This is a genomic window from Ensifer sp. SSB1 (assembly GCF_016652895.1).
GTDB lineage: Bacteria > Pseudomonadota > Alphaproteobacteria > Rhizobiales > Rhizobiaceae > Ensifer.
In genome coordinates, this window is the sequence record NZ_JAEPRP010000068.1 from 13,099 (window position 1) to 35,613 (window position 22,515).

At 60.9% G+C, this 22,515-nt stretch carries 20 protein-coding genes and 5 tRNA genes; 12 read left to right on the top strand and 13 right to left on the bottom strand.

What is annotated here, in order from left to right; all coding sequences use genetic code 11:
* The first annotated feature begins 67 nt into the window (after positions 1-67).
* Together I8N66_RS17965 and tig are read left to right on the top strand one after the other, a co-directional pair.
* Positions 68-152: transfer RNA gene (locus I8N66_RS17965), tRNA-Leu, on the top strand.
* A gap of 179 nt (positions 153-331) precedes the next feature.
* Positions 332-1,810, top strand: a complete 1,479-nt coding sequence (tig, locus tag I8N66_RS17970) for a trigger factor (RefSeq protein ID WP_291156111.1) — start codon at positions 332-334, stop codon at positions 1,808-1,810.
* Between the two features lie 105 nt (positions 1,811-1,915).
* Here tig and I8N66_RS17975 read toward each other — a convergent pair whose 3' ends face one another.
* Complete coding sequence (locus tag I8N66_RS17975; RefSeq protein ID WP_291156163.1) at positions 1,916-2,719, bottom strand: endonuclease/exonuclease/phosphatase family protein; 804 nt, start codon at positions 2,717-2,719, stop codon at positions 1,916-1,918.
* 215 nt (positions 2,720-2,934) lie between these two features.
* Positions 2,935-4,350, bottom strand: coding sequence for a Si-specific NAD(P)(+) transhydrogenase (sthA, locus tag I8N66_RS17980; RefSeq protein ID WP_291156114.1), 1,416 nt, complete (start codon positions 4,348-4,350; stop codon positions 2,935-2,937).
* Between the two features lie 202 nt (positions 4,351-4,552).
* On the opposite strand from sthA, the gene I8N66_RS17985 reads away from it, so the two are divergent.
* Entirely contained in the window at positions 4,553-5,596 is a 1,044-nt protein-coding gene (locus I8N66_RS17985; protein ID WP_162768739.1) for a magnesium and cobalt transport protein CorA, read from the top strand.
* 49 nt (positions 5,597-5,645) lie between these two features.
* On the top strand, positions 5,646-6,821 hold the full coding sequence (locus I8N66_RS17990; RefSeq protein WP_113537602.1) for a putative zinc-binding metallopeptidase: 1,176 nt from the start codon (positions 5,646-5,648) through the stop codon (positions 6,819-6,821).
* Positions 6,822-6,943: 122 nt separating this feature from the next.
* On the opposite strand, the gene radC is transcribed toward I8N66_RS17990, so the two are convergent.
* From radC to phaC, 4 genes are read right to left on the bottom strand one after another with little or no spacing between them, the layout of a single operon-like run.
* Positions 6,944-7,732 (bottom strand): DNA repair protein RadC, encoded by a 789-nt coding sequence (radC, locus tag I8N66_RS17995; protein ID WP_291156120.1) that lies wholly within the window; start codon positions 7,730-7,732, stop codon positions 6,944-6,946.
* Complete coding sequence (gene map, locus I8N66_RS18000; protein ID WP_223727244.1) at positions 7,729-8,568, bottom strand: type I methionyl aminopeptidase; 840 nt, start codon at positions 8,566-8,568, stop codon at positions 7,729-7,731. Before map ends, radC begins: the two co-directional genes overlap by 4 nt.
* A gap of 31 nt (positions 8,569-8,599) precedes the next feature.
* Positions 8,600-9,319, bottom strand: a complete 720-nt coding sequence (gene sfsA / locus I8N66_RS18005; RefSeq protein ID WP_291156123.1) for a DNA/RNA nuclease SfsA — start codon at positions 9,317-9,319, stop codon at positions 8,600-8,602.
* Positions 9,320-9,338: 19 nt separating this feature from the next.
* Entirely contained in the window at positions 9,339-11,189 is a 1,851-nt protein-coding gene (gene phaC / locus I8N66_RS18010) for a poly(3-hydroxyalkanoate) polymerase subunit PhaC (protein WP_291156126.1), read from the bottom strand.
* Between the two features lie 109 nt (positions 11,190-11,298).
* Here phaC and I8N66_RS18015 point away from each other — a divergent pair, with 109 nt between their 5' ends.
* The 5 genes from I8N66_RS18015 (at position 11,299) to I8N66_RS18035 (ending at position 16,741) form a co-directional block, all read left to right on the top strand.
* Entirely contained in the window at positions 11,299-11,607 is a 309-nt protein-coding gene (locus tag I8N66_RS18015; RefSeq protein WP_113537506.1) for an SHOCT domain-containing protein, read from the top strand.
* Positions 11,608-11,733: 126 nt separating this feature from the next.
* On the top strand, positions 11,734-12,951 hold the full coding sequence (locus I8N66_RS18020) for an LL-diaminopimelate aminotransferase (protein WP_113537505.1): 1,218 nt from the start codon (positions 11,734-11,736) through the stop codon (positions 12,949-12,951).
* Between the two features lie 146 nt (positions 12,952-13,097).
* Positions 13,098-14,420: a homoserine dehydrogenase gene (locus I8N66_RS18025; RefSeq protein ID WP_291156130.1), complete on the top strand. Its 1,323-nt coding sequence runs from the start codon at positions 13,098-13,100 to the stop codon at positions 14,418-14,420.
* Between the two features lie 220 nt (positions 14,421-14,640).
* Complete coding sequence (gene recJ / locus I8N66_RS18030) at positions 14,641-16,443, top strand: single-stranded-DNA-specific exonuclease RecJ (RefSeq protein ID WP_291156133.1); 1,803 nt, start codon at positions 14,641-14,643, stop codon at positions 16,441-16,443.
* 46 nt (positions 16,444-16,489) lie between these two features.
* Positions 16,490-16,741, top strand: a complete 252-nt coding sequence (locus I8N66_RS18035) for a hypothetical protein (RefSeq protein WP_291156136.1) — start codon at positions 16,490-16,492, stop codon at positions 16,739-16,741.
* Positions 16,742-16,776: 35 nt separating this feature from the next.
* Here I8N66_RS18035 and I8N66_RS18040 read toward each other — a convergent pair.
* From I8N66_RS18040 to I8N66_RS18065, 6 genes are all read right to left on the bottom strand, one after another.
* A tRNA-Glu gene (locus tag I8N66_RS18040) sits at positions 16,777-16,851 on the bottom strand.
* 177 nt (positions 16,852-17,028) lie between these two features.
* Positions 17,029-17,103: transfer RNA gene (locus tag I8N66_RS18045), tRNA-Glu, on the bottom strand.
* Positions 17,104-17,303: 200 nt separating this feature from the next.
* Positions 17,304-17,378: transfer RNA gene (locus tag I8N66_RS18050), tRNA-Glu, on the bottom strand.
* Positions 17,379-17,578: 200 nt separating this feature from the next.
* Positions 17,579-17,653: transfer RNA gene (locus I8N66_RS18055), tRNA-Glu, on the bottom strand.
* 136 nt (positions 17,654-17,789) lie between these two features.
* On the bottom strand, positions 17,790-19,118 hold the full coding sequence (locus I8N66_RS18060; RefSeq protein ID WP_291156139.1) for a D-Ala-D-Ala carboxypeptidase family metallohydrolase: 1,329 nt from the start codon (positions 19,116-19,118) through the stop codon (positions 17,790-17,792).
* A 396-nt stretch (positions 19,119-19,514) separates the two neighbouring features.
* A complete protein-coding gene (locus I8N66_RS18065) occupies positions 19,515-19,955 on the bottom strand; it encodes a VOC family protein (protein WP_291156142.1) in 441 nt (146 codons plus the stop codon).
* Positions 19,956-20,151: 196 nt separating this feature from the next.
* On the opposite strand from I8N66_RS18065, the gene I8N66_RS18070 reads away from it, so the two are divergent.
* The 3 genes from I8N66_RS18070 (at position 20,152) to I8N66_RS18080 (ending at position 22,040) form a co-directional block, all read left to right on the top strand.
* Positions 20,152-20,730 carry a cold-shock protein gene (locus tag I8N66_RS18070; RefSeq protein WP_043623636.1) on the top strand — a complete coding sequence of 193 codons (579 nt, stop codon included), beginning with the start codon at positions 20,152-20,154 and terminating at the stop codon, positions 20,728-20,730.
* The gene (locus tag I8N66_RS18075) at positions 20,730-21,209 is read left to right on the top strand and encodes a DUF192 domain-containing protein (protein ID WP_291156149.1); all 480 of its coding nucleotides are present in this window, start codon (positions 20,730-20,732) and stop codon (positions 21,207-21,209) included. The genes I8N66_RS18070 and I8N66_RS18075 overlap by 1 nt, the downstream gene beginning before the upstream one ends.
* Positions 21,210-21,392: 183 nt before the next feature.
* A complete protein-coding gene (locus I8N66_RS18080; RefSeq protein ID WP_113537105.1) occupies positions 21,393-22,040 on the top strand; it encodes an outer membrane protein in 648 nt (215 codons plus the stop codon).
* Positions 22,041-22,088: 48 nt separating this feature from the next.
* On the opposite strand, the gene I8N66_RS18085 is transcribed toward I8N66_RS18080, so the two are convergent.
* Positions 22,089-22,515: DUF1062 domain-containing protein (locus I8N66_RS18085; protein WP_291156154.1), on the bottom strand; the 427-nt coding region annotated here is incomplete at its 5' end.

Below are 22,515 nucleotides of genomic sequence, written 5' to 3' on the forward strand. Positions count from 1 at the left end.
ATTGTATCCGCGGTATTCCGCTGGTTGGACTTGCGGGAATACGGTCAGGCGGTGCGATTGTCTGAACGCGGGTATGGTGAAATTGGTAGACACGCCAGATTTAGGTTCTGGTGCCGCAAGGCGTGGGAGTTCAAGTCTCTCTACCCGCACCAGATCAGCGATCGCGCCCGAAGTCCGGATTCTGCAGGGATGAAGGGGGCTGGAGTGCCATTTTGCTTGCAAAACGGTTGCAGAACTGCGTAAAGCCACTCCCGGCAAATGGATCGGCTCACGTGCTCGCCAGACCTTTCGAAGGGGAAGAGCACAGTCAACGTGAAATGAAGGTTTGAACATGCAGGTTATCGAAACGCTCGCTCAAGGGCTGAAGCGCGAACTCAAGGTCGTTATCCCGGCCAAGGACATGGAAGCTCGGATGAACGAGCGTCTGGCTGAAGTGAAGGACCGTGTGAAGATCAACGGCTTCCGTCCGGGCAAGGTACCGGCCGCGCATCTGAAGAAGATCTACGGCAAGTCGATCATGGCTGATCTCGTCAACGAGATCGTTCGCGAGAAGCCGACCGAGATTCTTTCGGGCCGTGGCGAAAAGTCGGCGACCCAGCCGGAAATCGCGATGACCGAGGACGAGGCCGAAGCCGACAAGATCCTCAACGCCGAAGCTGACCTCGAGTTCACCGTTGCCTACGAAATCATCCCGGCGATCGAACTCAAGGACGTCAGCGGCATCAAGGTGACGCGCGAAGTCGTCGAGATCGCTGACGAAGAAGTCAACGAGCAGATCCTGAAGATTGCCGAAAGCGCTCGCAGCTACGAATCGAAGAAGGGCAAGGCTGCCGACGGCGACCGCGTCACGATCGATTACCTCGGCAAGGTCGACGGCGTTGCCTTCGACGGCGGCAAGGACGAAGACGCTGAGCTGGTTCTCGGCTCCAACCGCTTCATCCCAGGCTTTGAAGAGCAGCTCGTTGGCCTGAAGGCTGGCGACGAAAAGACGATCACCGTCACCTTCCCGGCTGAATACCCGGCTGCAAACCTCGCCGGCAAGGAAGCGACCTTCGACATCACCGTCAAGGACGTCGCTGCCGCTCAGGCCATCGAAATCAACGACGAACTGGCCACCAAGCTCGGCCTCGAATCGGCTGACAAGCTGAAGGAAATCGTCCGCGGCCAGATCGAAGGCCAGTACGGCAACCTGACCCGTCAGAAGGTCAAGCGTCAGATCCTGGACCAGCTCGACGAACTCTACCAGTTCGAAACGCCGGAGCGCCTCGTCGAAGCCGAATTCGAAAACATCTGGCGCCAGATCAACACCGACCTGCAGCAGGCCGGCAAGACCTTCGCTGACGAAGAAACGACCGAAGAAGAAGCCCGCGCCGAATACCGCAAGCTCGCTGAGCGTCGCGTCCGCCTCGGCCTCGTTCTCTCGGAAATCGGCGAAAAGGCCGGCGTTCAGGTCAGCGACGACGAACTGCAGCGTTCGCTGTTCGAACAACTGCGCCAGTTCCCGGGCCAGGAAAAGCAGATCCTCGACTACTTCAAGAACACCCCCGGCGCCGCTGCATCGCTGCGCGCTCCGCTGTTCGAAGAAAAGGTCGTCGACCACCTGCTCGGCGAAATCTCGGTAACCGACAAGACGGTGTCCAAGGAAGAGCTGACGGCTGACGACGAAGAAGGCGAAGGCAAGGCTGCCAAGAAGGCTCCGGCCAAGAAGAAGGCCGCTGCCAAGGCTGAAGCCGCCGAAGGCGAAGAAGCCGCCTCTCCGAAGAAGAAGGCTCCGGCCAAGAAGAAGGCCGCTGACGACAGCGCCGAGTAATCGGACCGAAGCCTTAGGAATCGAGAAGCCCTGCCGCTTGCGGCAGGGCTTTTTCATTTGTGGGGCGTTGATGAAGTTGCCGTCTCTGCCGCGCGTTGAGATCGGCTAGGCGATCTCGAGCAGCAGCGCGCGATGGTCGGATACTTCCGGCTCAGTGACGACATCGAAACGCGCGACGTCAACCGCCGCATTTGCCAGCATATAGTCGGCAAAACGGCCGCTCTTCAGATAGTGCGACGTCCGGGTATCCGTGTGGCCGCGAGAAACCACGAGGTCGGTCAACCCGAACTCGGCAAGTGCCTTGAAGGTCACGCTGTCCGAGAGGACGTTGAAGTCACCGCAGACGACAAGGCGCTCTTTGCCCGGCCAGACTTTACCGATGAGGTTCACCAGCGCGTCTGCTTGCGCGTTTCGCGCCGGCGTGTCGCCTTTTCCGGAGACTTCTCTAAGGCCGTGCATTTGGGCGATGGTGATTGCCGCGCCGGCATCATGGTCGAACAGTCGGATACAATGCGCATTGCGCGCGCGCGGATGTGGGCCCCATCCCTCTGACGAGAAGCCGCCATGGATGAAGTCGAGCGCCTGGCCGATAACGGAATTCGTTCGCCGGACAAAGGTCGCAAGTCCAAATTCCGAGGCCACGGGCCTGTCGCCATCCAGGAGCGTGCCGCGCGCAGTCGGACAGAAGAAGCCGTCATGCCCCGGAAGTGCCGCCGCGATCTCGTCGAAGAGATTTGCCCGTTGCGGCAGGTCGACATCCGCATCGCGATAGATCAGCCACTCGGCTTCGGTCACGGGCGAGCGCGCGATCTCCTGCAGGCACAGAACATCGGCGTCGACCTCCGCGAGATACTTCATCAACGGCGAATGGAGCTTGCCGCCCCAGGCATTGAGCGAAAGAATGCGCATGTCGTTCATGTCTCTCTATCAGGAGCGGCAAAGCTACCCGATTCGCTGGTCTTGTGGGCACGCGCGCAATCTTTGCGCGTCCGCTTGAAAGGCTGGCACGGAGACTTCTGAAAGTGACGGGGCGGATCGCTCTCGGCAATTCACCTGTCGGACCGACCAATGCGGCGACCACCGTTGTCAACGTCTGATGAACGCTCAGATATGTTGCTCCCGACTTACGTTCTCGGCAATTCCTGCTTGATTTCGCCCATGCGGTTCCAGGCGTCGAGGCCGGCGATCTTGTAGGCCTCGGCAAGCGTCGGGTAGTTGAAGGTGTTCTCGACGAAATATTCAACTGTGCCCTTGAGGTTCAACACGGCCTGGCCGATGTGAACCAGTTCGGTCGCGCCTTCGCCGATGATGTGCACACCGAGCAGGCGCCGGGTCTTCATCGAAAAGATCATCTTCAACAGGCCGGAATCGAGCCCCATGATGTGACCGCGCGAAGTCTCGCGAAAACGGGCGATGCCGCATTCATAGGGAATGCCGCGTTCCTTGACCTCTTCTTCCGACAGGCCGCAGGTGGAGATTTCCGGAACGGCATAGATGCCGTAGGGGAAATACTTCTGCGGTTCCATGGCGATCGCGCCGACCGCAACGCGTGCGGCGATGCGGCCCTGTTCCATGGAGGTCGAGGCAAGGCTCGGGAAGCCGACCACGTCGCCGGCGGCGTAAATGTTCGGTACCGACGTCTGGAATGTCTCCGGATTGACCTTGAGGCGTCCGCGGCTGTCTGCCTCGAGCCCGGCTGCCGGCAGGTTGAGCGTATCGGTCGCGCCCATGCGGCCTGCGGCGAAGAGCACCATGTCGGTTACGATCTTGCGACCGTTGTCGAGCGTCAGCAGCACCTTACCATCGTCGAGCCGTTCCACCGTCTCGGCCTTCTGCCCGAGGTGCAGCTTCATGTTGCGGTCGCGCAGTTGGTAGGTGAAGTCCTCGACGATCTCCTTGTCGATGAAATCGAGCATCGTCGTCTTGGGATCGATCACCGTTACGTGCGTGTCGAGCGCGCTAAAGATCGTCGCATATTCGATGCCGACGACCCCGGCACCAATGACCACGAGCGAGCGCGGCAGCGCGGCGATATCGAGCAGTTCGTCACTGTCGAGCACGGTCTTGCCGTCGAAGGGCATGTAGTCCGGGCGGAAGGGTTTGGTCCCGACGGCAAGCATGATGCTGGTGGCGGAGACGAGCAGGGTCTCGCCGTCGTCCTTGACGACCTCAAGCGTGGTCGGATCAACGAACCTCGCCTTGCCGCGCATCTGCTGCACGCGGTTGCGGGCAAACTGATGCTCGAGAACCTCGACCTCGTGATTGAGGGTGATGATCAGGCGTTGCCTCAGATCGTCGGCGCTGATCTCCTGTTTGACGCGGTAAGCGCGCCCGTAGAAGCCGCGCTCGCGCCAGCCGGAAAGGTTGAGTGCCGTCTCACGCAAGGTCTTGGAAGGAATGGTGCCCGTGTGAACGGAGACGCCACCGACGCGTTTGCCCTGTTCGATGACGAGGACCTTCTTGCCGAGTTTGGCAGCCTGGATGGCGCCGCGGCGACCTGCCGGCCCGCTTCCGACGACGATGAGATCGAACTGGTTCATGGGCATTTCCGTTTGAAGGGAAGAATCGTTGTGCATTGCGAAATCTCTCGCTCGCAGGGTTCTATACCGTCAAAGCCACGGTTTGATGAAGTGGTTTTCATAGCCGAAGCAACCGGATGAGAATATAAGGGAATGTGCGTATGCTTGGCTTCGTTACGACATGCCGAGCCCATCGGTGTCGTATTTGCCTGGGAGGCTGACGATGGGATTGGAGCTTACGAACAGAGCCGTGCCACAGCCCGACGGGGAGGGCCTCGCTGCACCGCCAGAGCATCGGCCGGGTGTGGTTGCCGCGGCAGTCTACGAGAACGGCGTGAGGGTTCGCGATATCCGCATCGAAGATGCCGGTATGTGGCGGTCGCGACCGGGCACGGTGATCTGGATCGGCCTGCATGAGCCTGATGCGGATCTGCTCCATCAGGTTCAACGGGAGTTCGACCTGCACGATCTGGCGATCGAGGATGCCTGCAAGGCGCATCAGCGGCCGAAACTCGAGATCTATGGCGACTCCATCTTCGTCGTGGCACGCACCGCCCACATGGTCGGCGACGAAATCGCCTTCGGCGAGACTCATCTCTTCGTCGGGCGAGGCTATGTCGTCTCCGTCAGGCACGGCGCGTCGACATCTTACATGGCGGTTCGCCAGCGCTGTGAATCGTCGCCGGCCGCTCTCGCCCACGGCGAAAACTACATTCTCTATTCGATCCTGGATTTCATCGTCGACAACTACATGCCAGTCATCGAGGCGATCCACGAAGAGGTCGAGGAGCTCGAAGATCGCCTGTTGCGGGAACGCCTGCTCAAGCGCGATATCGAACGTCTCTATCTGCTCCGCCGCAATCTCCTGCGACTGCGCAATGCGGTCGTGCCTCTGGTCGACGTCTGTCGTCGGCACGAACATGTCGATCTTCCGGGCATGGATGCCGCGCTGCAGCCGCTCTTCCGCGACGTTACGGACCATGTGCGCCGTGTCCAGGAGGATATCGATGCCCTGCGTGAGGTTCTTGCTTTCACCTTTGAGGCGAGCCTGATGATCGGGCAGTCCGAACAGACGGAGATTTCGCGAAAGCTCGCGTCCTGGGCGGCGATCCTGGCGGTGCCGACGGCGATCGCCGGCATTTACGGCATGAATTTCGATGATATGCCGGAATTGAAGTTCCGCTACGGTTACTTCATCGTGCTGGCTGTGATCATCGGACTATGCGGCACGCTCTACCGCTTCTTCCGCCGGGCGAAATGGCTTTAGGCCGGAGCGGCCCGGCGGACATTGCCAATTCCCGAATTCGGAGGATGTGGTGGCAAGCCTTCTGGAGACGCTTGGTGACCTGATCGGTACGAACTGGAAGCACCGCGACGTGGCCAAGCGGTACTCGCGCACCTTTGTGTGCCGCTGCGGCAGTCCCGTCTTCTTCGGCAACATGTTTTGTAACAGCTGCCAGGCGCCGCTTGGATACCTGCCCGGTGAAGATGCGCTGGTGCCGCTTGAGCCCGGCCCGCGGCCGGACACTTGGGAAGCGAGTGGCGGGCGGCCGTTGCTGAAGTATTGCAGCAACCGTGACACTGCCGCGCAATGCAACTGGATCCAGACGGCCAGCGAACCGGAGGAACTTTGCATCGCCTGCAGGCTGAACCGGACAATTCCGAACCTCGATTGCGAGGACAATGCCCGCTACTGGGGGCTGCTTGAGGTGGCGAAGCGGCGGCTCGTGTCGCAATTGCTGGCGCTCGGCCTGCCCGTAAAATCCAAACTCGACGCGGACGACAAAGACGGTCTGATGTTCGATTTTCTGCGTTCGCCGGAGAACGGACCGCGCGTGCTGACTGGGCACGCCGATGGTTTGATTACGGTCAACATCGAGGAGGCGGATTCGGTCCAGCGGGAGAAGATGCGGCTCGAACTGCATGAACCCTATCGCACGCTCCTGGGGCATTTGCGACACGAAGTCGGCCACTACTATTGGAATCGGCTCGTTCTGCGCGGCCCTTGGCTGCAGCGCTTTCGTACCCTCTTCGGAGATGAGCGCGACGATTATGCCGCCGCGTTGAAGACGAACTATGAAAACGGTCCGCCCGCAGACTGGGCGGATCGATACATCAGCTCCTATGCTTCCACACATCCTTGGGAGGATTGGGCAGAAACCTGGGCGCACTATCTGCACATGATCGACAGCCTGGGAACTGCATTCGGATTTGGGCTCGATGCTGAGGATCTTGAGGCTGTCATCCAACCGTTCGAACGCGACGCATTGTATGCGCGCGACGATGCCAGCGCCGACGGCTTTCTTTCGCTGCTAAACTCCTGGGTCGAAATGACTATGGTGCTGAACGAACTGGCGCGTAGCATGGGCCAGCCAGACTTCTACCCGTTCGTGATGTCGAAACCCACAGTGGCCAAGCTGCAGTTCGTGCACATGGTTGTTGAGGACGCCCGCTCGGCGGCGACGGCGTCAGACGGGGATGGCCCGTTCTAGATGTTGGCCCTTGCTATTGTGAGTTCCCAAGTCGGAACCACGCGTCCTCGCACCGTGTTCCTGAAGCAGGGACGCTAGATAGGCCCTTTCGTCATGGGAATGGGCTATGAGAACCCGAACGATCAGAACAGTCGCAGGCCCTTCAGGCTGACGTGGCCATCCTTGCCGATGATAATGTGATCGTGCACGGCAATGCCGAGCGGCTTGGCCGTCTCGACGATGAGCTTGGTCATGTCGATATCGGCGCGCGACGGGGTCGGATCGCCGGATGGATGGTTGTGCACGAGGATGATCGCGGTGGCGGAAAGTTCGAGTGCGCGTTTCACCACTTCACGCGGGTACACCGGCGTATGGTCGATCGTGCCCGTCTGCTGCACCTCATCGGCGATCAGCGTATTGCGCTTGTCGAGGAACAGGATCCGAAATTGTTCCTTGGTCTCGTAGGCCATTGCCGCATGGCAGTAGTCGATAACCGCGCTCCACGAGGACAGCAGCTGCTTTTCGCGAAGTCCGCTCTTCAGCGTGCGGTGACCGATCGTGGAAACCAACTTGAGGTCGAGAGCGACAGCCTCACCGATGCCATCCACCTCCTGCAACAGTGCGATCGGCGCGCCGAAAACACCGGCAAGCGTGCCAAAACGGCTGATGAGCGCCTTGGCAATCGGCTTGGTATCCTTGCGCGGGATCAGCCGGAACAGCAGCATTTCCAGGATTTCGTAGTCCGCCAGGGTAACGTCGCCGTGCTCGCGGTAGCGCGCCCGCAGCCTGTCGCGATGACCGTGGTAATGTGCCTCGGGCGCCGGCGCCTTCCTGGCCGGCGGTCCTGCGTCCAATTGTAATTGTGGGAAAAACGTCCTTTCGTCCGCCGAGGGCGCTTCGTCGCCGTCAGGGGAGACAGGACGCTTCTTCATGCGGCGCCGAGTGTGTTGACGCCGGGCTTGAAGAGGCCAGCTGGCGACAGCGTGAAAATCTCGCACCCATCGGCGGTCACGCCAACCGTGTGCTCGTACTGTGCCGACAGCGACCGGTCGCGGGTCACGGCGGTCCAACCGTCTGAGAGCACCTTCACATGCGGGCGGCCGAGATTGATCATCGGCTCGATAGTGAAGATCATGCCCTCGCGCAGTTCGGGGCCCTCATTGGCGCGGCCGTAATGCAGGATGTTCGGTGCGTCGTGGAAGAGCTTGCCGACGCCGTGGCCGCAGAAATCGCGGACCACCGAGCAGCGTTCCGCTTCGGCATAGGTCTGGATCGCCTCGCCGATGGCGCCGGTGCGCGCGCCCGGGCGGACGGCGGCAATGCCGCGCATCAGGCTTTCATGGGTGACATCGAGCAGCCGTTCGGCTGCGCGCTTGATCTCGCCGACCGGGTACATGCGGCTCGAGTCGCCATGCCAGCCATCGACGACATAGGTGACGTCGATGTTGACGATGTCGCCTTCGCGCAGCGGCTTGTCGTTCGGAATTCCGTGACAGACGACGTGGTTGATCGAGGTGCAGGACGACTTCGTGTAACCGCGGTAATTCAGCGTTGCGGGCAGGGCGCCATTGTCCATGCCGAATTCGAACACGAAGCGGTCGATCTCGTCGGTCGTGACGCCGGGCTGAACGCGCGAAACGAGTTCGTCGAGGCAGCGCGCCGTCACCTGGCAGGCCTTGCGCATGCCTTCAAAACCTTCCGGTCCGTAGAGCCGGATAACGCCGGTGTTTTTATAGGGGGCGGACCCTGCCTCGATGTAAGTCACCATTCCAAAGCTTTCATTTGTTCCAAGTCGGATTTCATAGAGCAGCGAGGGCGCCTTCGTCCACTGCCATCAATCCGCTCGGACGGATTTGCGTTGGCGAAACCTGACATTTGACGGCATAGGCTTCGATCCCGCGGGAGATGGCGCGGTCGAATGCCTGCGCATAGACGGGATCGAAGTCGCGGCAGATTCTCAAGCGGTCGCAGTCGCCACGTTGCACGAGATAGATCATGATGGCGCGATGACCGGCCTCGACCATGTCGCCGAGTTCGTCGAGATGTTTTGCGCCACGAGCCGTGGGACTATCCGGGAATTCTGCGAGATTGGCCGTGCGACTGAAGTGTACGTTCTTCACCTCGACGTAGGCAAGGCCGCGTTCGGGGTCGCTAAGCAGGATGTCGATCCGCGAGTTCCGGCCATACTTCTGTTCCCGCGCGAAACCTGGGTATGTGTGCAGATCGGAAACGAGCCCCAGCCGGATAGCCTCTTCCGCAAGCCGGTTCGGCAGGCCGGTATTGATTCCCACCAGCGTTCCATCGGCTTCGACGATTTCGAGCATGTGGCGGTACTTCCGCGTCGGACTGTCGTGTTCCGACATCCAGATGCGCGATCCCGGTGTCGTCAGTCCGCGCATCGAACCGGTATTCGGGCAGGATCCGGTCAACGCCGCGCCATCGGGCTGGATCGCATCGAAGAGAAAGCGCTTGTAGCGCTGCACCAGGGTTGCCTGTGCGAGCGGTGGGTCGAAGATCAAGATTGTTCCTGCAGCTGTTTCATGCCCGGGCGCGAACGTAGGAGCCCGGAGCTTCTTCGAGCGAATTCAACGGCCCACCGGGTTTGCGGGCCGGAACGCGTCTCTTGTCGAGCTTTTCGATCCACTGATGCCAGTGCGGCCACCAGGATCCCGGCGTTTCCTTCGCGGCCTTGAACCAGTCGTCGAAATCGCCCTTGGGCGCGCCGCCGGTCCAGAACTGGTACTTTCCCTTGTCCGGCGGGTTGACGACGCCGGCAATGTGGCCGGAGCCGGAAAGCACATAGGTGACCTTGCCGCCGAAGGAGGAGCTACCCAGGAAAACCGAGCGCGGCGGAGCGATATGGTCTTCCTTGGTCGCGAGATTGTAGATCGGTATCTTTACGTCGCCGAGCGAAACCTTTCGCCCAGCCAGCATCATCTCGCCCTTCGAGAGTTTGTTCTCGAGGTAGCAGTTGCGCAGATAGAAGGAGTGGTTGGCAGCCGGCATCCGGGTCGAATCGGAATTCCAGTAGAGCAGATCGAAGGGCAGGGGATCCTGGCCCTTGAGGTAGTTGTTGACGAAGTAGGGCCAGATCAGTTCGGAGGCGCGCAGCATGTTGAACGCGGTCGCCATCTTCGAGCCGTCGAGATAGCCGGTCACGCTCATGTTCTGTTCGATCTGGCGGATTTGGTCTTCATCGACGAATACCTTGAGGTCGCCCGCGTGGGTGAAATCGACCTGCGTCGTGAACAGGGTCGCGGAGCGGATGCGATCGTCTCCTTCGGCGGCATGCAGGGCCAGCGTCGCGGCCAGCAGCGTTCCGCCGACGCAATAACCAATGGCGTCGACTTCCCGTTCCCCTGTTGCCTGCTCGACGATATCGAGCGCAAAGCCGATACCTTCGCGGGCATAGGCTTCCCAGTCCTTGGTCGCGTGCCGCTCGTCCGGGTTGACCCACGAGATGACGAACACGGTGTGGCCCTGGTCGACAGCCCACTTGATGAAGGATTTCTGCGGGTTGAGATCGAGCACATAGAACTTGTTGATCCACGGCGGGCAGATCAGCAGTGGTCGCTTCAGCACCGTCTCGGTCGTCGCCTCATACTGCAGCACTTGGCAGACATCACTTTGGGCAATGACCTTGCCGGGCGTGATCGCGATATTCTCGCCGATCGCGAACTTGCTGGTGTCCGTCTGCCGCAGCTTGAGGTCTCCGCGACCCGCGGCTACGTCCTCGGCGAACATCTGCATGCCCTTGACGAGATTGGCGCCGTTCGACGCGACGGTTTCGCGATAGAGTTGCGGGTTGGTGGTGACGAAGTTTGTGGGCGAGAGCGCGCTTGAAACTTGCCGGACGTAGAATGCCGCCTTGTGCTTGGTGTGATCGTCGAGCCCCTCGGCGTCCTCGACCATGCGCTCGGCCCAATCCGAGGTGACGAAATAGGCTTGCCGAATAAAGTCGAAGAACGGGTTCTTCACCCAATCTTCGTCGGTAAACCTTTTGTCGTTGCGCTGGAAAGCGGCCGGCTCTGCCCCCTCGACATCGCCGGACATGCGATGGAGGGTCCGCGACCAGATCTCGAAGAAGCTGCCCATCAGATGCGTCTGCGCCTCGAGCGTGCGGCGCGGATCGGAAAGCCAGTATTCGGAAACCTTGGAGAGCGTTTTCACCATGTCGGTGACCGGCTCGGAAAAGACGTCCGACTTCTGCCCCGATTCACGCGGTGCCAGCCAGGCGGAGGCCGCCTTGCCGAGTTGCTCCATGGCGCGGGCGAGGTTGACGGCGAGGCTTTCCGGGTCCTTTACGATGTAAGGTTCGACGGATTTGGGGTCGAATCCCGTGAAGCCGTCCCTGCCAGCGGTGCCTTCCGCATTCCTCTCTGCTGTCACCCGGCTTCCTCCACAGCATCTTGTTTGTTTTGTATTTTTACATTCTGCCCGAAAATGATTACAAGGGCTAGCGCATCGTCGCGCCGTCAAAACAGAGGTCGTCTCCAGTATGCTTGCCGTCGGAAAACAGCGTTCCATCACCTGGGTTGCCGGGATCCTTCTGTTAGGCACGCTTGCTGGCTGCAACAGCCAGGGGGCCAACTTCGAAAACTATCCTTCGGTCTACGGCCAGAAGCCGGCAGCGACGACACAGATGACCAACGAAGAGGCGACCGATATGCAGGCACGCCTGACGTCGCTCGGCGCCGCGCGCAAGTCCGGCGCGATCTCGGAAGCGGAATATCAGCGTCGGCTTAAGGAAATGCGCACGCTCGCCGAACAGCACGGCGCCGACACGCTCAAACAGATCCAGAATTAGAGCTTGCCTTTCCGGTGATTTGGACGCAAAGCGTTCAATGGCCGCAAGGACGGCCGTTCACCACAGCGCACGGTTTCGCGAAGGCTTGAGCCGCTGGCGGGAGCGTGCGCCAAACGAGGTTTGGAGATGGAAGAGTTTCACAAAGTCCGGCGTTTGCCGCCCTATGTTTTCGAACAGGTCAACCGTTTGAAAGCAAGCGCGCGAGCGGCCGGTGCTGACATCATCGACCTCGGCATGGGCAATCCGGATCTTCCCACTCCACAGTCGATTGTCGACAAGCTTTGCGAGGTCGTTCAGGACCCGCGCACGCATCGTTATTCGTCGTCGAAGGGCATTCCCGGGCTGCGCCGTGCCCAGGCCGCCTATTACGCCCGTCGCTTCGGCGTCAAACTGAATCCGGAAACGCAGGTCGTCGCCACCCTTGGCTCCAAGGAAGGCTTCGCCAACATGGCCCAGGCGATCACAGCACCAGGCGACGTGATCCTATGCCCGAACCCCACCTATCCGATCCACGCCTTCGGCTTCCTGATGGCGGGCGGCGTCATCCGCTCGATCTCGGTCGAGCCCGATGACACCTTCTTCCCGCCGCTCGAGCGCGCCGTGCGTCACTCGATCCCGAAGCCGCTGGCGCTGATCCTCAACTATCCGTCGAACCCGACGGCGCAGGTCGCGACCCTCGATTTCTACAAGGAAGTGATCGCCTTTGCGAAGAAGCACGACATCATCGTGCTTTCTGATCTCGCCTATTCGGAAATCTACTTCAACGACGCGCCGCCGCCGTCGGTACTGGAAGTGCCGGGCGCGATCGACTGCACCGTCGAATTCACCTCGATGTCGAAGACCTTCTCGATGCCGGGCTGGCGCATGGGCTTTGCCGTCGGCAACGAGCGGCTGATCGCGGCGTTGACGCGCGTGAAGTCCTACCTTGACTACGGCGCCTTCACGCCGATCCAGGTGGCCGCGACGCAGGCGCTGAATGGTGACGGCAGCGACATCGCCGAGGTGCGCAATGTCTACAAGCGCCGCCGCGACGTCATGGTCGAAAGCTTCGGCAAGGCCGGCTTCGACGTGCCACCGCCGGCAGCGACGATGTTTGCCTGGGCAAAGATCCCCGAGAAGTTCCGCCATCTGGGCTCGCTCGAGTTCTCCAAGCTCCTGGTCGAGAAGGCTGACGTTGCTGTTGCCCCGGGCATCGGCTTCGGCGAGCAGGGCGACGACTACGTGCGTCTCGCTCTCGTCGAGAACGAGCACCGCATTCGCCAGGCGGCCCGCAACATCAAGAAATTCCTGTCGACTGCCGACGAGACGATGCACAACGTCATCTCGCTCAACGCGCACAGGTAATGGGAGCGGGATGAGGAAAAGTGTATTCGGTTTTCCGCCCGCATCCCGCTTAACGAAATAAGTCAGGAGGCGTGCTTGAGGTGCGCCTCCTTCCACACCGGCACCGCGGTCCTCGCGGCTTGCCCTCTACATGTTAGGAAATGGCTATGGCAGATGCCCTCAAAATCGGCATTGCGGGCTTGGGTACCGTCGGTGCCTCGCTCGTGCGAATCCTCCAGGATCGTCACGAGATGCTCGCGACAACGTGCGGACGGGCAATCGAGACCACGGCCGTAACGGCACGCGACCGCAACCGCGATCGCGGCGTCGACCTTTCGAAGGTCGCCTGGTTCGAAGACGCCGTTTCGCTCGTGCGTGACGCCGACATCGACGTGTTCGTGGAACTGATGGGCGGCGCCGGCGATCCGGCCTATTCGGCGGTCAAGGCCGCGCTTCAGCGCGGCATTCATGTCGTGACCGCCAACAAGGCGCTGCTTGCTGCCCATGGCATCGAACTTGCCAAGATCGCCGAGGAAAAGGGCGCGCTTCTGAACTACGAAGCGGCTGTCGCCGGCGGTATCCCGGTGATCAAGGCGCTGCGCGAGTCCATGACCGGCAACACGATCTCGCGCGTCTACGGCATCATGAACGGCACCTGCAACTACATCCTGACGAAGATGGAGAAGGAAGAGCTTTCCTTCGAAGCCTGCCTCAAGGAAGCGCAGCGCCTCGGCTACGCCGAAGCCGATCCCGCCTTCGACATCGAAGGCAACGATACCGCGCACAAGCTTTCGATCCTGACGAGCCTTGCCTTCGGAACGGCGATCGCTGCCGACGACATCTATCTCGAAGGCATCACCAACATCTCGATCGACGACATCCATGCGGCGGCCGATCTCGGCTATCGCATCAAGCTCCTCGGCGTTGCCCAGCGTACGGAGAGCGGCATCGAGCAGCGCGTCCATCCGACGATGGTGCCTTATGACTCTGTCATCGCTCAGGTCGACGGCGTGACCAATGCGGTTGCGATCGAATCCGACATTCTCGGCGAACTCTTGATGGTCGGCCCCGGTGCCGGCGGCAACGCGACGGCCTCGGCAGTGCTTGGGGACATCGCCGACATCGCCAAGAGCCGTCCCGGCGCCCAGCATGTTCCGGCCTTCGGCCGCCCGACCAATGCGTTGCTGCCCTATAAGCGCGCGCAGATCCAGAGCCACGAGGGCGGCTACTTCATCCGCCTGAAGGTCGTCGACCGTACCGGCGTTTTCGCCAGCATCGCCACCCGCATGGCCGATAACGGCATCTCGCTGGAATCGATCATGCAGCACTCCAAGCAGCTGATGGAAACCGGCGAGCCGCAGACGATCATTCTGGTCACGCATGCGACCTCGGAGCACTCCGTTCGCGATGCCATCAAGGCGGTCAAGAGCGAAGGCTATCTCGTCGGCGAGCCGCAGGTCATCCGTATCGAACGCCCGAAGGCGAACTGAGGGCGGCTTCGACCTCGAGCCGTTCGGCGCTGGGAAACACCGATAGATTGGAGCCTCGCCATGCAGGAATGCCGGCGAGGCTTTTTTGTTCGGGCATTTGGGCCGGGCGGTGCCGAGAACGTCCGCCAAACGTGGATCTCTGTGTATGCCGTTCCGAAAACGGTCACGATTTTCAGGGTTATGCGCTAAGAAAAGTTAAGCGCCAAGCGGGTGGACGAGCATGGAAGAATTGGTGGATCCGGTACAGCGGGCCTTTCTCGGCGTCGAGCAGTCGGTCAGCGGACAACGCTGGGTGTCGCGGCTTGACCAGGCGGGCCAGAACCGGGCGCTCGCCATTAGCCAGATTCACGGCTACTCCGATCTGCTCGGTCGCGTGCTTGCCGGCCGCGGCGTCGTGCTCGACGATGCGGCAAGCTTCCTCGATCCGACCCTTCGGTCGCTGATGCCGGATCCCGATACGCTCACCGATTGCCGAAAAGCATCGGATCGCCTGGCGCAGGCTATCAAGCGGCGTGAAAAGGTCGTGGTCTTCGGTGACTATGACGTCGACGGTGCCGCCTCGTCGGCGCTGATGGCCCGGTTTCTCCGTCATTTCGGCATCGATGCTGAGATTTACATTCCCGATCGAATTTTCGAGGGCTATGGGCCTAACCCCGCGGCGATCGAGCAGCTGATCGACAACGGTGCTGCGCTTATCGTGACCGTCGACTGCGGCTCAACGAGCCACGAGGCGCTTGGCGTTGCGGCGCAGCGTGGCGTCGACGTCGTCGTCATCGACCACCATCAGGTCGGCTCGGCGCTGCCGGCTTGCCACGCGCTCGTCAATCCAAACCGGGAGGATGATCTTTCGGGGCAGGGGCATCTCTGTGCCGCCGGCGTTGTCTATCTCGTCCTCGTCAACACGCTGCGCGTTCTGCGTAGTGCCGGCGACCCCCGAGTGGCATCCTTCGATCTGCTGGCGCAGCTCGATCTGGTGGCGCTCGCGACCGTCTGCGACGTCGTGCCGCTCAAGGGGCTCAATCGGGCCTATGTCGTCAAAGGGCTGATTGCGGCGCGGCACATGGGCAATGTCGGGCTTGCAGCATTGCTGAGGAAGGCTGCGATCGGCGGTCCGGTCACGCCCTATCACCTCGGTTTCCTCGTAGGGCCGCGAATCAACGCAGGCGGCCGCATCGGCGACGCAGCGCTCGGCAGCCGCCTGCTGGCCATGGAAGATGCTGGCGCGGCCGAAAAGATCGCGGCGCAGCTGGATGAACTCAACCGTGACCGGCAGGCCTTGGAGGCCGCCATGCTGGCCGAGGCCGAGGCCGAGGTTCTTGCGGAGTACGGCACGGGCGAGGGCGCCTCGGTCATCGTCACGGCGCGCGAAAACTGGCACCCCGGGATCGTCGGGCTACTCGCCGCCCGCATCAAGGAAAAATTCCGCCGGCCGACCTTCGCCATCGCCTTCGATCCGAACGGCCGGGGCACCGGCTCAGGCCGCTCGATCAACGGCTTCGACATGGGCAAGATGGTCCGCGCTGCGGTTGACGGCGGCCTGCTCGTCAAAGGCGGCGGTCATGCGATGGCCGCCGGCCTCACGGTCGAGCGCTCGAAACTCGGCAAGCTCAGGCAATTCTTCGAAGAACGGGCAGAGGCGGCCGTACGCGACCTGGTCGCTATCCAGACGCTCAAGGTCGACGGCGCGCTCGCGGCATCCGGCGCGACACTGGAGCTTATCGATCTCCTGGAACAAGCAGGCCCCTACGGTTCGGCACACCCTCAACCGGTCTTTGCCTTCCCGCAACACCGGCTGCGCGACAGCCGGCAGGTGGGAGCCAACCACATCAAGGTGACGCTGGAAGGCCAGGACGGCAGCCGGCTCGACGGAATCGCATTCAGGGCTACGGAAACGCCGCTCGGCGATTTCCTACTGGCAAGCCGCGGCGCGTCCATTCACGTGGCAGGTTCGGTCTCGGCGGATCTCTGGCAGGGGCAGCGTCGCGTGCAATTGCGCGTTACGGACGCGGCGAGGGCGGTTTGACGGGTGCTTTGCGCTGACACGACTGGAGGCGTTCGAAAGGTAGCGTATGAGTGAGGACGAAGATCTGATCATCTACCCGGTGCCCAGTCTCGTAGCGGTGCTTTTGAACCGGGAGAGCGGCAAAGGAAGCCCTTTGACTGAGGAAGAAGTGATTCAGATCAGGGACAACTGCGAGGCAATTGCGGTCCCCGTAGACATTGCTTGCCGGATGGATGAGCAGCGAGGCTATCGCGACATCGACCCGGAACGTTGCTGGCAAGAGTGGCAACGGGTTCGCGCCGAGCTGAGCAAGGACTAATCTGGGTTACCTTGACGCAAGCTCCGACGCGACCTTGGCACGCCCAACGGGACTCGAACCCGTGTTACCGCCGTGAGAGGGCGGCGTCCTGACCGCTAGACGATGGGCGCCTTTAGGCTCGCTTCGCGCTGAGAATTGCCGCGCATGCCGCATACTAAGCCTTTTCCGCGAAAACGACGATAGGCTTCTCGGACGCCGGCAAGGCGTTGGAAATGGGATCGTTCGGTCACGCGCCCGAACTTGCGGTAGTGATGTAGCTTGAAATCCAGGGGGGAAATTCAACACAGTGGCACGCCCTAGGGGAGTCGAACCCCTCTTCCCAGAATGAAAATCTGGTGTCCTAACCGATAGACGAAGGGCGCACTCGCTGTGTGGGCGCCTTATAGCCAGCGACTCTGGATACCGCAAGCGCCAATCTCAGGATTTTTGTGCTTTTCCTGTTAAAAACAGCGAGAAAAATCCGATGCCCGACTAGTTGGAATCAACGGTACCGTGAGGGCCGGAATCGCCTGCTTCAGGCAGAGGAAGTAGCAATTTTTACGGGGGGAAGAGATCGACACAGTGGCACGCCCTAGGGGAGTCGAACCCCTCTTCCCAGAATGAAAATCTGGTGTCCTAACCGATAGACGAAGGGCGCACTCGCTGTGTGGGCGCCTTATAGCCAGCGACTCTGGATACCGCAAGCGCCAATCTCAGGATTTTTGTGCTTTTCCTGTTAAAAACAGCGAGAAAAATCCGATGCCCGACTAGTTGGAATCAACGGTACCGTGAGGGCCGGAATCGCCTGCTTCAGGCAGAGGAAGTAGCAATTTTTACGGGGGGAAGAGATCGACACAGTGGCACGCCCTAGGGGAGTCGAACCCCTCTTCCCAGAATGAAAATCTGGTGTCCTAACCGATAGACGAAGGGCGCACTCGCTGTGTGGGCGCCTTATAGCCAGAGGATTTGAGAACCGCAAGCGGCAATTTTCATATTTCTGTAAAAATTCCACAGTCTCCATTCCCGGGGCGGAGTCTGTGGAATAGCTCATGGAAACAAGTGGTTGGCCTTAGCCCTTGCCGCGCCGGCAACGCCAGTTCCAATCCCGCTGTGTGCCGATGTCGATATGCACCGACTCCGTGTGGCAATAGGTGCCGACACCGCCTCGGCCTGGAACACTGCGCAGGAATTCGGCCAGATCCCACTTGCTGACGCCCTGAACCTGGATGTCTGCCGCCTCGCAGCGCGTATGCAGCGACTGCTTCTCGCGGTTGACCTTGATGGGGCGTAGACCGGAGGTCACCATGACCTGCTTGCCGTAATGCGATTCCACCTTCTTCAGCATCTGCATGAGTTCGGGCTTGAAGCAGCCGGCATCGACCTTCTCGGTCTGCAGGATCAATCCGCTTGGCGCCAGTCGCGCCAGGCCCGAAAGCGAGGCGACCTGAACTGGAGCATCGTCGTCGCCACTAAGATGCTCTTCATGCTCGAAGTTATAGAGCGTATTCAGTTTGACGCCTGGCAGCGTGTAGGCGAGGGACGCTGTCTGCGGCTGGCTCGCATTGCTGGTGGTAATCGTCTTCTTTTCTGCCGGTTGCGCAGTGCGCTGGGCTTCCTGCTGCTTTTCCTTGCGCTTTCCGGCAAACAGCGTTGCGAGCGTCCAAGCCTTCGGCGCTTCCTTGTCTCCGTCGCTTTCCTTGGCCTCTGTGGCCGCCTGCGTCGGTTCCGCGACCGCCACTTCGGTCGTAGCTGGCGCAACCTCGGCATTGGCGACGGCCTGAAGTGCGGCCGATTTTTCCCCGCCGGCGGCGGCCTCGGCGCTCAGGGGCAACGGAACGGATGCCGGAAGGACATGCTCCTGTGCTTCGGTGGGCGCGTAGGCGGCGACCGCCGTGTCCGACGGAGCGGCGGAGGTTTCGTTTGCCGCGCCTTGTTGCGGCGTCATGATGGGCAGAGGACGCCGCTGACCACCGCTGAAAAGGCTGTTTGTGGTCGCATTCAAGGCGGGTTGGCCCGCCGGTGCCGTTCCAGCGGCTTCCGGCTGGGTGCTCGGCATGGCTTGCGTCGCCGCAGCCTGTCCATAAATACTTGAATTTGCAGCACTCAGGCCCGTGCTCTGCATTGTCAGGGGCTGGCCTTGCGTGGGGGCCCGCGCCGTGGCGGTCTGCTGTGCTTGCGGATCGCTGCCCATTGCGGCCACCTGTGCATCGCGGACAGCGCCCGGCTCGGCCGATTCGGCGGTCTGAGTTGCCGCCTGTCTCTCGAGGCCCAGCTCGGCGGCCACGTCACCGTCGGCAACAGCCGACACGCAGCTGCTCAGTGCCAGGAGTGAAACGGATAAAGCTGCCGCCCGCGCAATCGCGGCGAGCACTGCGCCTTGCGTCTCCAGATGTTGCAACGTCCTATCCCCGCTCTCCGTGCATGATCGGCGAAGCCTCGCCCTGTCATGCATTAAGTCTCAGTTCCGAAACATCGCTCAGAACAAACAAACTCGTGCTTCTCGCGGCGGCCCGAAAAGACGCCACGGGAAAAGATCAGGCCAAGTACAAAGGGGGTCGCCGCCACGAGACATCGCGCATAGGACCCGGCATCAACGTTTCGCGCGAAAAAATACTCAACGACACGCGATTTGTAAACCGGCGCTAACCTTGAGCCCGCATGTTTCAAACATGCAAAGGCCCGGATAGACCGGGCCCCAGATCATTCATAGCTGCTGCTGATCGGCGACTCGGCCATGCCAACCGGAATTGCCGACTGCACACAGGTATCATCGCCAGTCAGAATTGCGCGGGGCTTACCACGCGCCGGTGTTGGCCATCGAAGCCCAGGGCTCCTGCGGCGGACGGTTTTCGCCCTTCTGCAGGATCTCGATAGAAATGCCGTCCGGAGAGCGAACGAAGGCCATGTGGCCATCGCGCGGCGGGCGGTTGATGGTCACGCCATTTTCCATCAGGTGCTGGCAGAAACCGTAGATGTCGTCGACCTCATAGGCGAGATGGCCGAAATTGCGGCCGCCGGCATATTCTTCCGTATCCCAGTTGTAGGTGAGTTCGAGGCAGGGCGAGAGCTCCCCGCGTGCACGATCGATGTCGCCGGGAGCGGCGAGGAAAACGAGCGTGAAGCGGCCTTTCTCGTTCTCGTAACGGCGGATTTCGGTCAGGCCGAAAAGCGTGCAGTAGAAGTTCAAGGCCGCATCCAAATTGTTGACGCGAACCATCGTGTGCAGATAGCGCATTGCAATGTCCCTGTTTTGCAGAAGATGGCGTATAGTGGGCTGCCAGCAAGCCAGAGGCAAGGCTGCGTCCGCATATTAGATCTCGGCCAAAATATGCCGAGGGTCTTGCGTATCCGCGGCGGGACGATGTTATTCTGGTCAATAAGAATCAGTTAACCGTATCGGTAGTCGCGCGTAAACGAGGGGCTGGGAGAGAATGGCGGATAGGACATCTTCAAAAGACGTCATGCATGGTGACGACTTTGGCAGTGATGCTCTCGACCTCATCGAAATCACTGGCGTGATCAAATGGTTCGATGTCGCCAAGGGCTTCGGGTTCATCGTGCCGGATAATGGCATGCAGGACGTTCTGGTCCACGTGACCTGCCTGAGGCGCGATGGCTACCAGACGGTTCTTGAGGGCGCGCGGGTCGTGGCGCTCATCCAGAAGCGGGACCGCGGCTACCAGGCGTTCCGTATCCTCTCGATGGATCAGTCGACGGCGGTGCACCCGTCGCAGCTTCCGCCGGTGCGCACCCATGTCCAGGTGACGCCGACCAGCGGCCTCGAGCGGGTGCTCGTCAAGTGGTTCAATCGCACCAAGGGCTTCGGCTTCCTGACGCGCGGCGAAGGAACAGAGGATATCTTCGTTCACATGGAGACCCTGCGGCGCTTCGGTCTCACCGAGCTTCGTCCCGGCCAGGTGGTTCTCGTTCGCTTCGGCGATGGCGAAAAGGGCCTGATGGCTGCCGAAATACATCCGGATGGTCCGTCGCCGACGAGCCGGTCGCACTGATGCTCGCCGCACGAAACCTTTCCGGAAAAAGCGCCCTGCTGGCGCTTTTTTTGTTGTTCGCCTTCACCGTAGCGGCGCTGGCCGAGGTGGCCTTTCCCAAGGACAAGATGCGGCTCGTAACCGCGAACAGGAAGGTGCACGAACTGACTGTCGAACTGGCCGTCGATCCCGACCAGCGCGAGCAGGGACTGATGTTTCGCCGCTCTATGGCGCCGGATCACGGAATGTTGTTCGATTTCGGTGAAACCCGCCGCGTGATGATGTGGATGAAGAACACCTATCTTCCGCTCGACATGCTGTTCATCGACAACAGGGGCGTTGTGCGGACGATCCGCGAGGACGCCGTGCCATTTTCCGAGGCGATCATTGATTCCGGTGAGCCGGTCGCCTTCGTTCTCGAACTCAATGCCGGTACCGTCAAGCGGCTTGATATTCGGGCCGGAGACCGCCTGGAGGGCGCTCGAATCCCAGGCCAGTGACCCGCCTTTGGATCACGAATCGGCCGGTGGCGTGGGGCGCCACCTTGTAGTTTGAGGACCAGCGCCTAAATCACCGGTATCGAGATGATTCGATCCTTTCGATGACGACTGCAAAGCCTTTTGGGCAGACTTCAACTTAATAAGTTGCTAATGTTTTGCCGAGGACAACAGGAGGCATCTGTGATGATCCGGAATGTGCTTGTTGCAATCGTGGCCGCCTCTGCATTCTGTCAAACAGCGATGGCGGCAGACTTGACGCCGGCGCTGGAGCCGGCGCCAGTTGCCGAAACGCCGCCCGTTTTCGTATGGACCGGCGGTTACGTCGGTCTCCAGGGCGGTGGCGGCTGGCTGAACGGCGATTTCAGCGCGCCCGGCGGCCGCGGCTCCGAAGATTTCAATGGCGGTCTGCTCGGTGCCTTTGCCGGCTTCAATTACCAGCAGGGTGATTGGGTCTACGGTATTGAGGGCGACGTCAACTACAACTGGAATGACAAGCGATTCGATCTTGGCGGGACCTCCGTCAAAGCCGGAACCGATGTTTCCGGCGCGATCCGCGGACGCGTCGGCTATGTGCTGAACGACAAGGCGCTGCTCTACGGGGCAGGTGGCTGGGCGGTTACCCGGGGCTTCGTCGACGTGCCCGGAGCGTCGAAGGAAAAAGAGACCTTCAACGGTTGGACGATCGGTGCCGGTGTCGATTACTCGTTCACCGACAACGTCTTCGGGCGCGCCGAGTATCGCTACAACGACTATGGCGACAAGGACTTCCGCGGCGTCAACGTCGATCTCGATCAGCACCAGTTCACCGTCGGCGTCGGTGTGAAGTTCTGACCTTTCGGCAGAAAGCGCCGGCATAGGGCCGACGCTCCCCTAATTCGTTCATGCAGGCAGCAATATGCCCCGCGCGCGATCGGCGATTTCGTCATGATCGCGTTCCTCCGAGAGATCTACAACCACCCGTAGGCCATCCCGTATCGGCCGTTGCAAAGCCTTGCGGGAACTGGACTGCAGTGTCAGCCGCTCCTCTTCCTCCAGCCGAGTGAGCCTCCTGCGCGAGAGACCGAGTTCCGCCGAAAGCAGGCGATCGGCACGTATACTGACCGCCAACGGCATGTGCACGACGAGTTCAAGGTGGGAGCACGCGTCCCGCGCTTCAGCGAGCACGCGCTTTGCCACCCGGCAATCGGCGAATTCTTCGATCCTGCGGCTCTCGCGGCGAAGACCCTCGACGTCGAACGAGACCCGGCGCACCCAGCCTGGATCGTTGTTCTGGAGGGCGTCGAGCGTTTCGGGCGAGATGTCGCGG

Coding starts and splice junctions, on each gene's coding strand:
- tig (WP_291156111.1), top strand. CDS start 332: ATGCAGGTTATCGAAACGCTCGCTCAAGGGCTGAAGCGCGAACTCAAG.
- I8N66_RS17975 (WP_291156163.1), bottom strand. CDS start 2,719: ATGCGCATTCTTTCGCTCAATGCCTGGGGCGGCAAGCTCCATTCGCCG.
- sthA (WP_291156114.1), bottom strand. CDS start 4,350: ATGAACCAGTTCGATCTCATCGTCGTCGGAAGCGGGCCGGCAGGTCGC.
- I8N66_RS17985 (WP_162768739.1), top strand. CDS start 4,553: ATGGGATTGGAGCTTACGAACAGAGCCGTGCCACAGCCCGACGGGGAG.
- radC (WP_291156120.1), bottom strand. CDS start 7,732: ATGAAGAAGCGTCCTGTCTCCCCTGACGGCGACGAAGCGCCCTCGGCG.
- map (WP_223727244.1), bottom strand. CDS start 8,568: ATGGTGACTTACATCGAGGCAGGGTCCGCCCCCTATAAAAACACCGGC.
- I8N66_RS18015 (WP_113537506.1), top strand. CDS start 11,299: ATGCTTGCCGTCGGAAAACAGCGTTCCATCACCTGGGTTGCCGGGATC.
- I8N66_RS18020 (WP_113537505.1), top strand. CDS start 11,734: ATGGAAGAGTTTCACAAAGTCCGGCGTTTGCCGCCCTATGTTTTCGAA.
- I8N66_RS18025 (WP_291156130.1), top strand. CDS start 13,098: ATGGCAGATGCCCTCAAAATCGGCATTGCGGGCTTGGGTACCGTCGGT.
- recJ (WP_291156133.1), top strand. CDS start 14,641: ATGGAAGAATTGGTGGATCCGGTACAGCGGGCCTTTCTCGGCGTCGAG.
- I8N66_RS18035 (WP_291156136.1), top strand. CDS start 16,490: ATGAGTGAGGACGAAGATCTGATCATCTACCCGGTGCCCAGTCTCGTA.
- I8N66_RS18065 (WP_291156142.1), bottom strand. CDS start 19,955: ATGCGCTATCTGCACACGATGGTTCGCGTCAACAATTTGGATGCGGCC.
- I8N66_RS18070 (WP_043623636.1), top strand. CDS start 20,152: ATGGCGGATAGGACATCTTCAAAAGACGTCATGCATGGTGACGACTTT.
- I8N66_RS18075 (WP_291156149.1), top strand. CDS start 20,730: ATGCTCGCCGCACGAAACCTTTCCGGAAAAAGCGCCCTGCTGGCGCTT.
- I8N66_RS18080 (WP_113537105.1), top strand. CDS start 21,393: ATGATCCGGAATGTGCTTGTTGCAATCGTGGCCGCCTCTGCATTCTGT.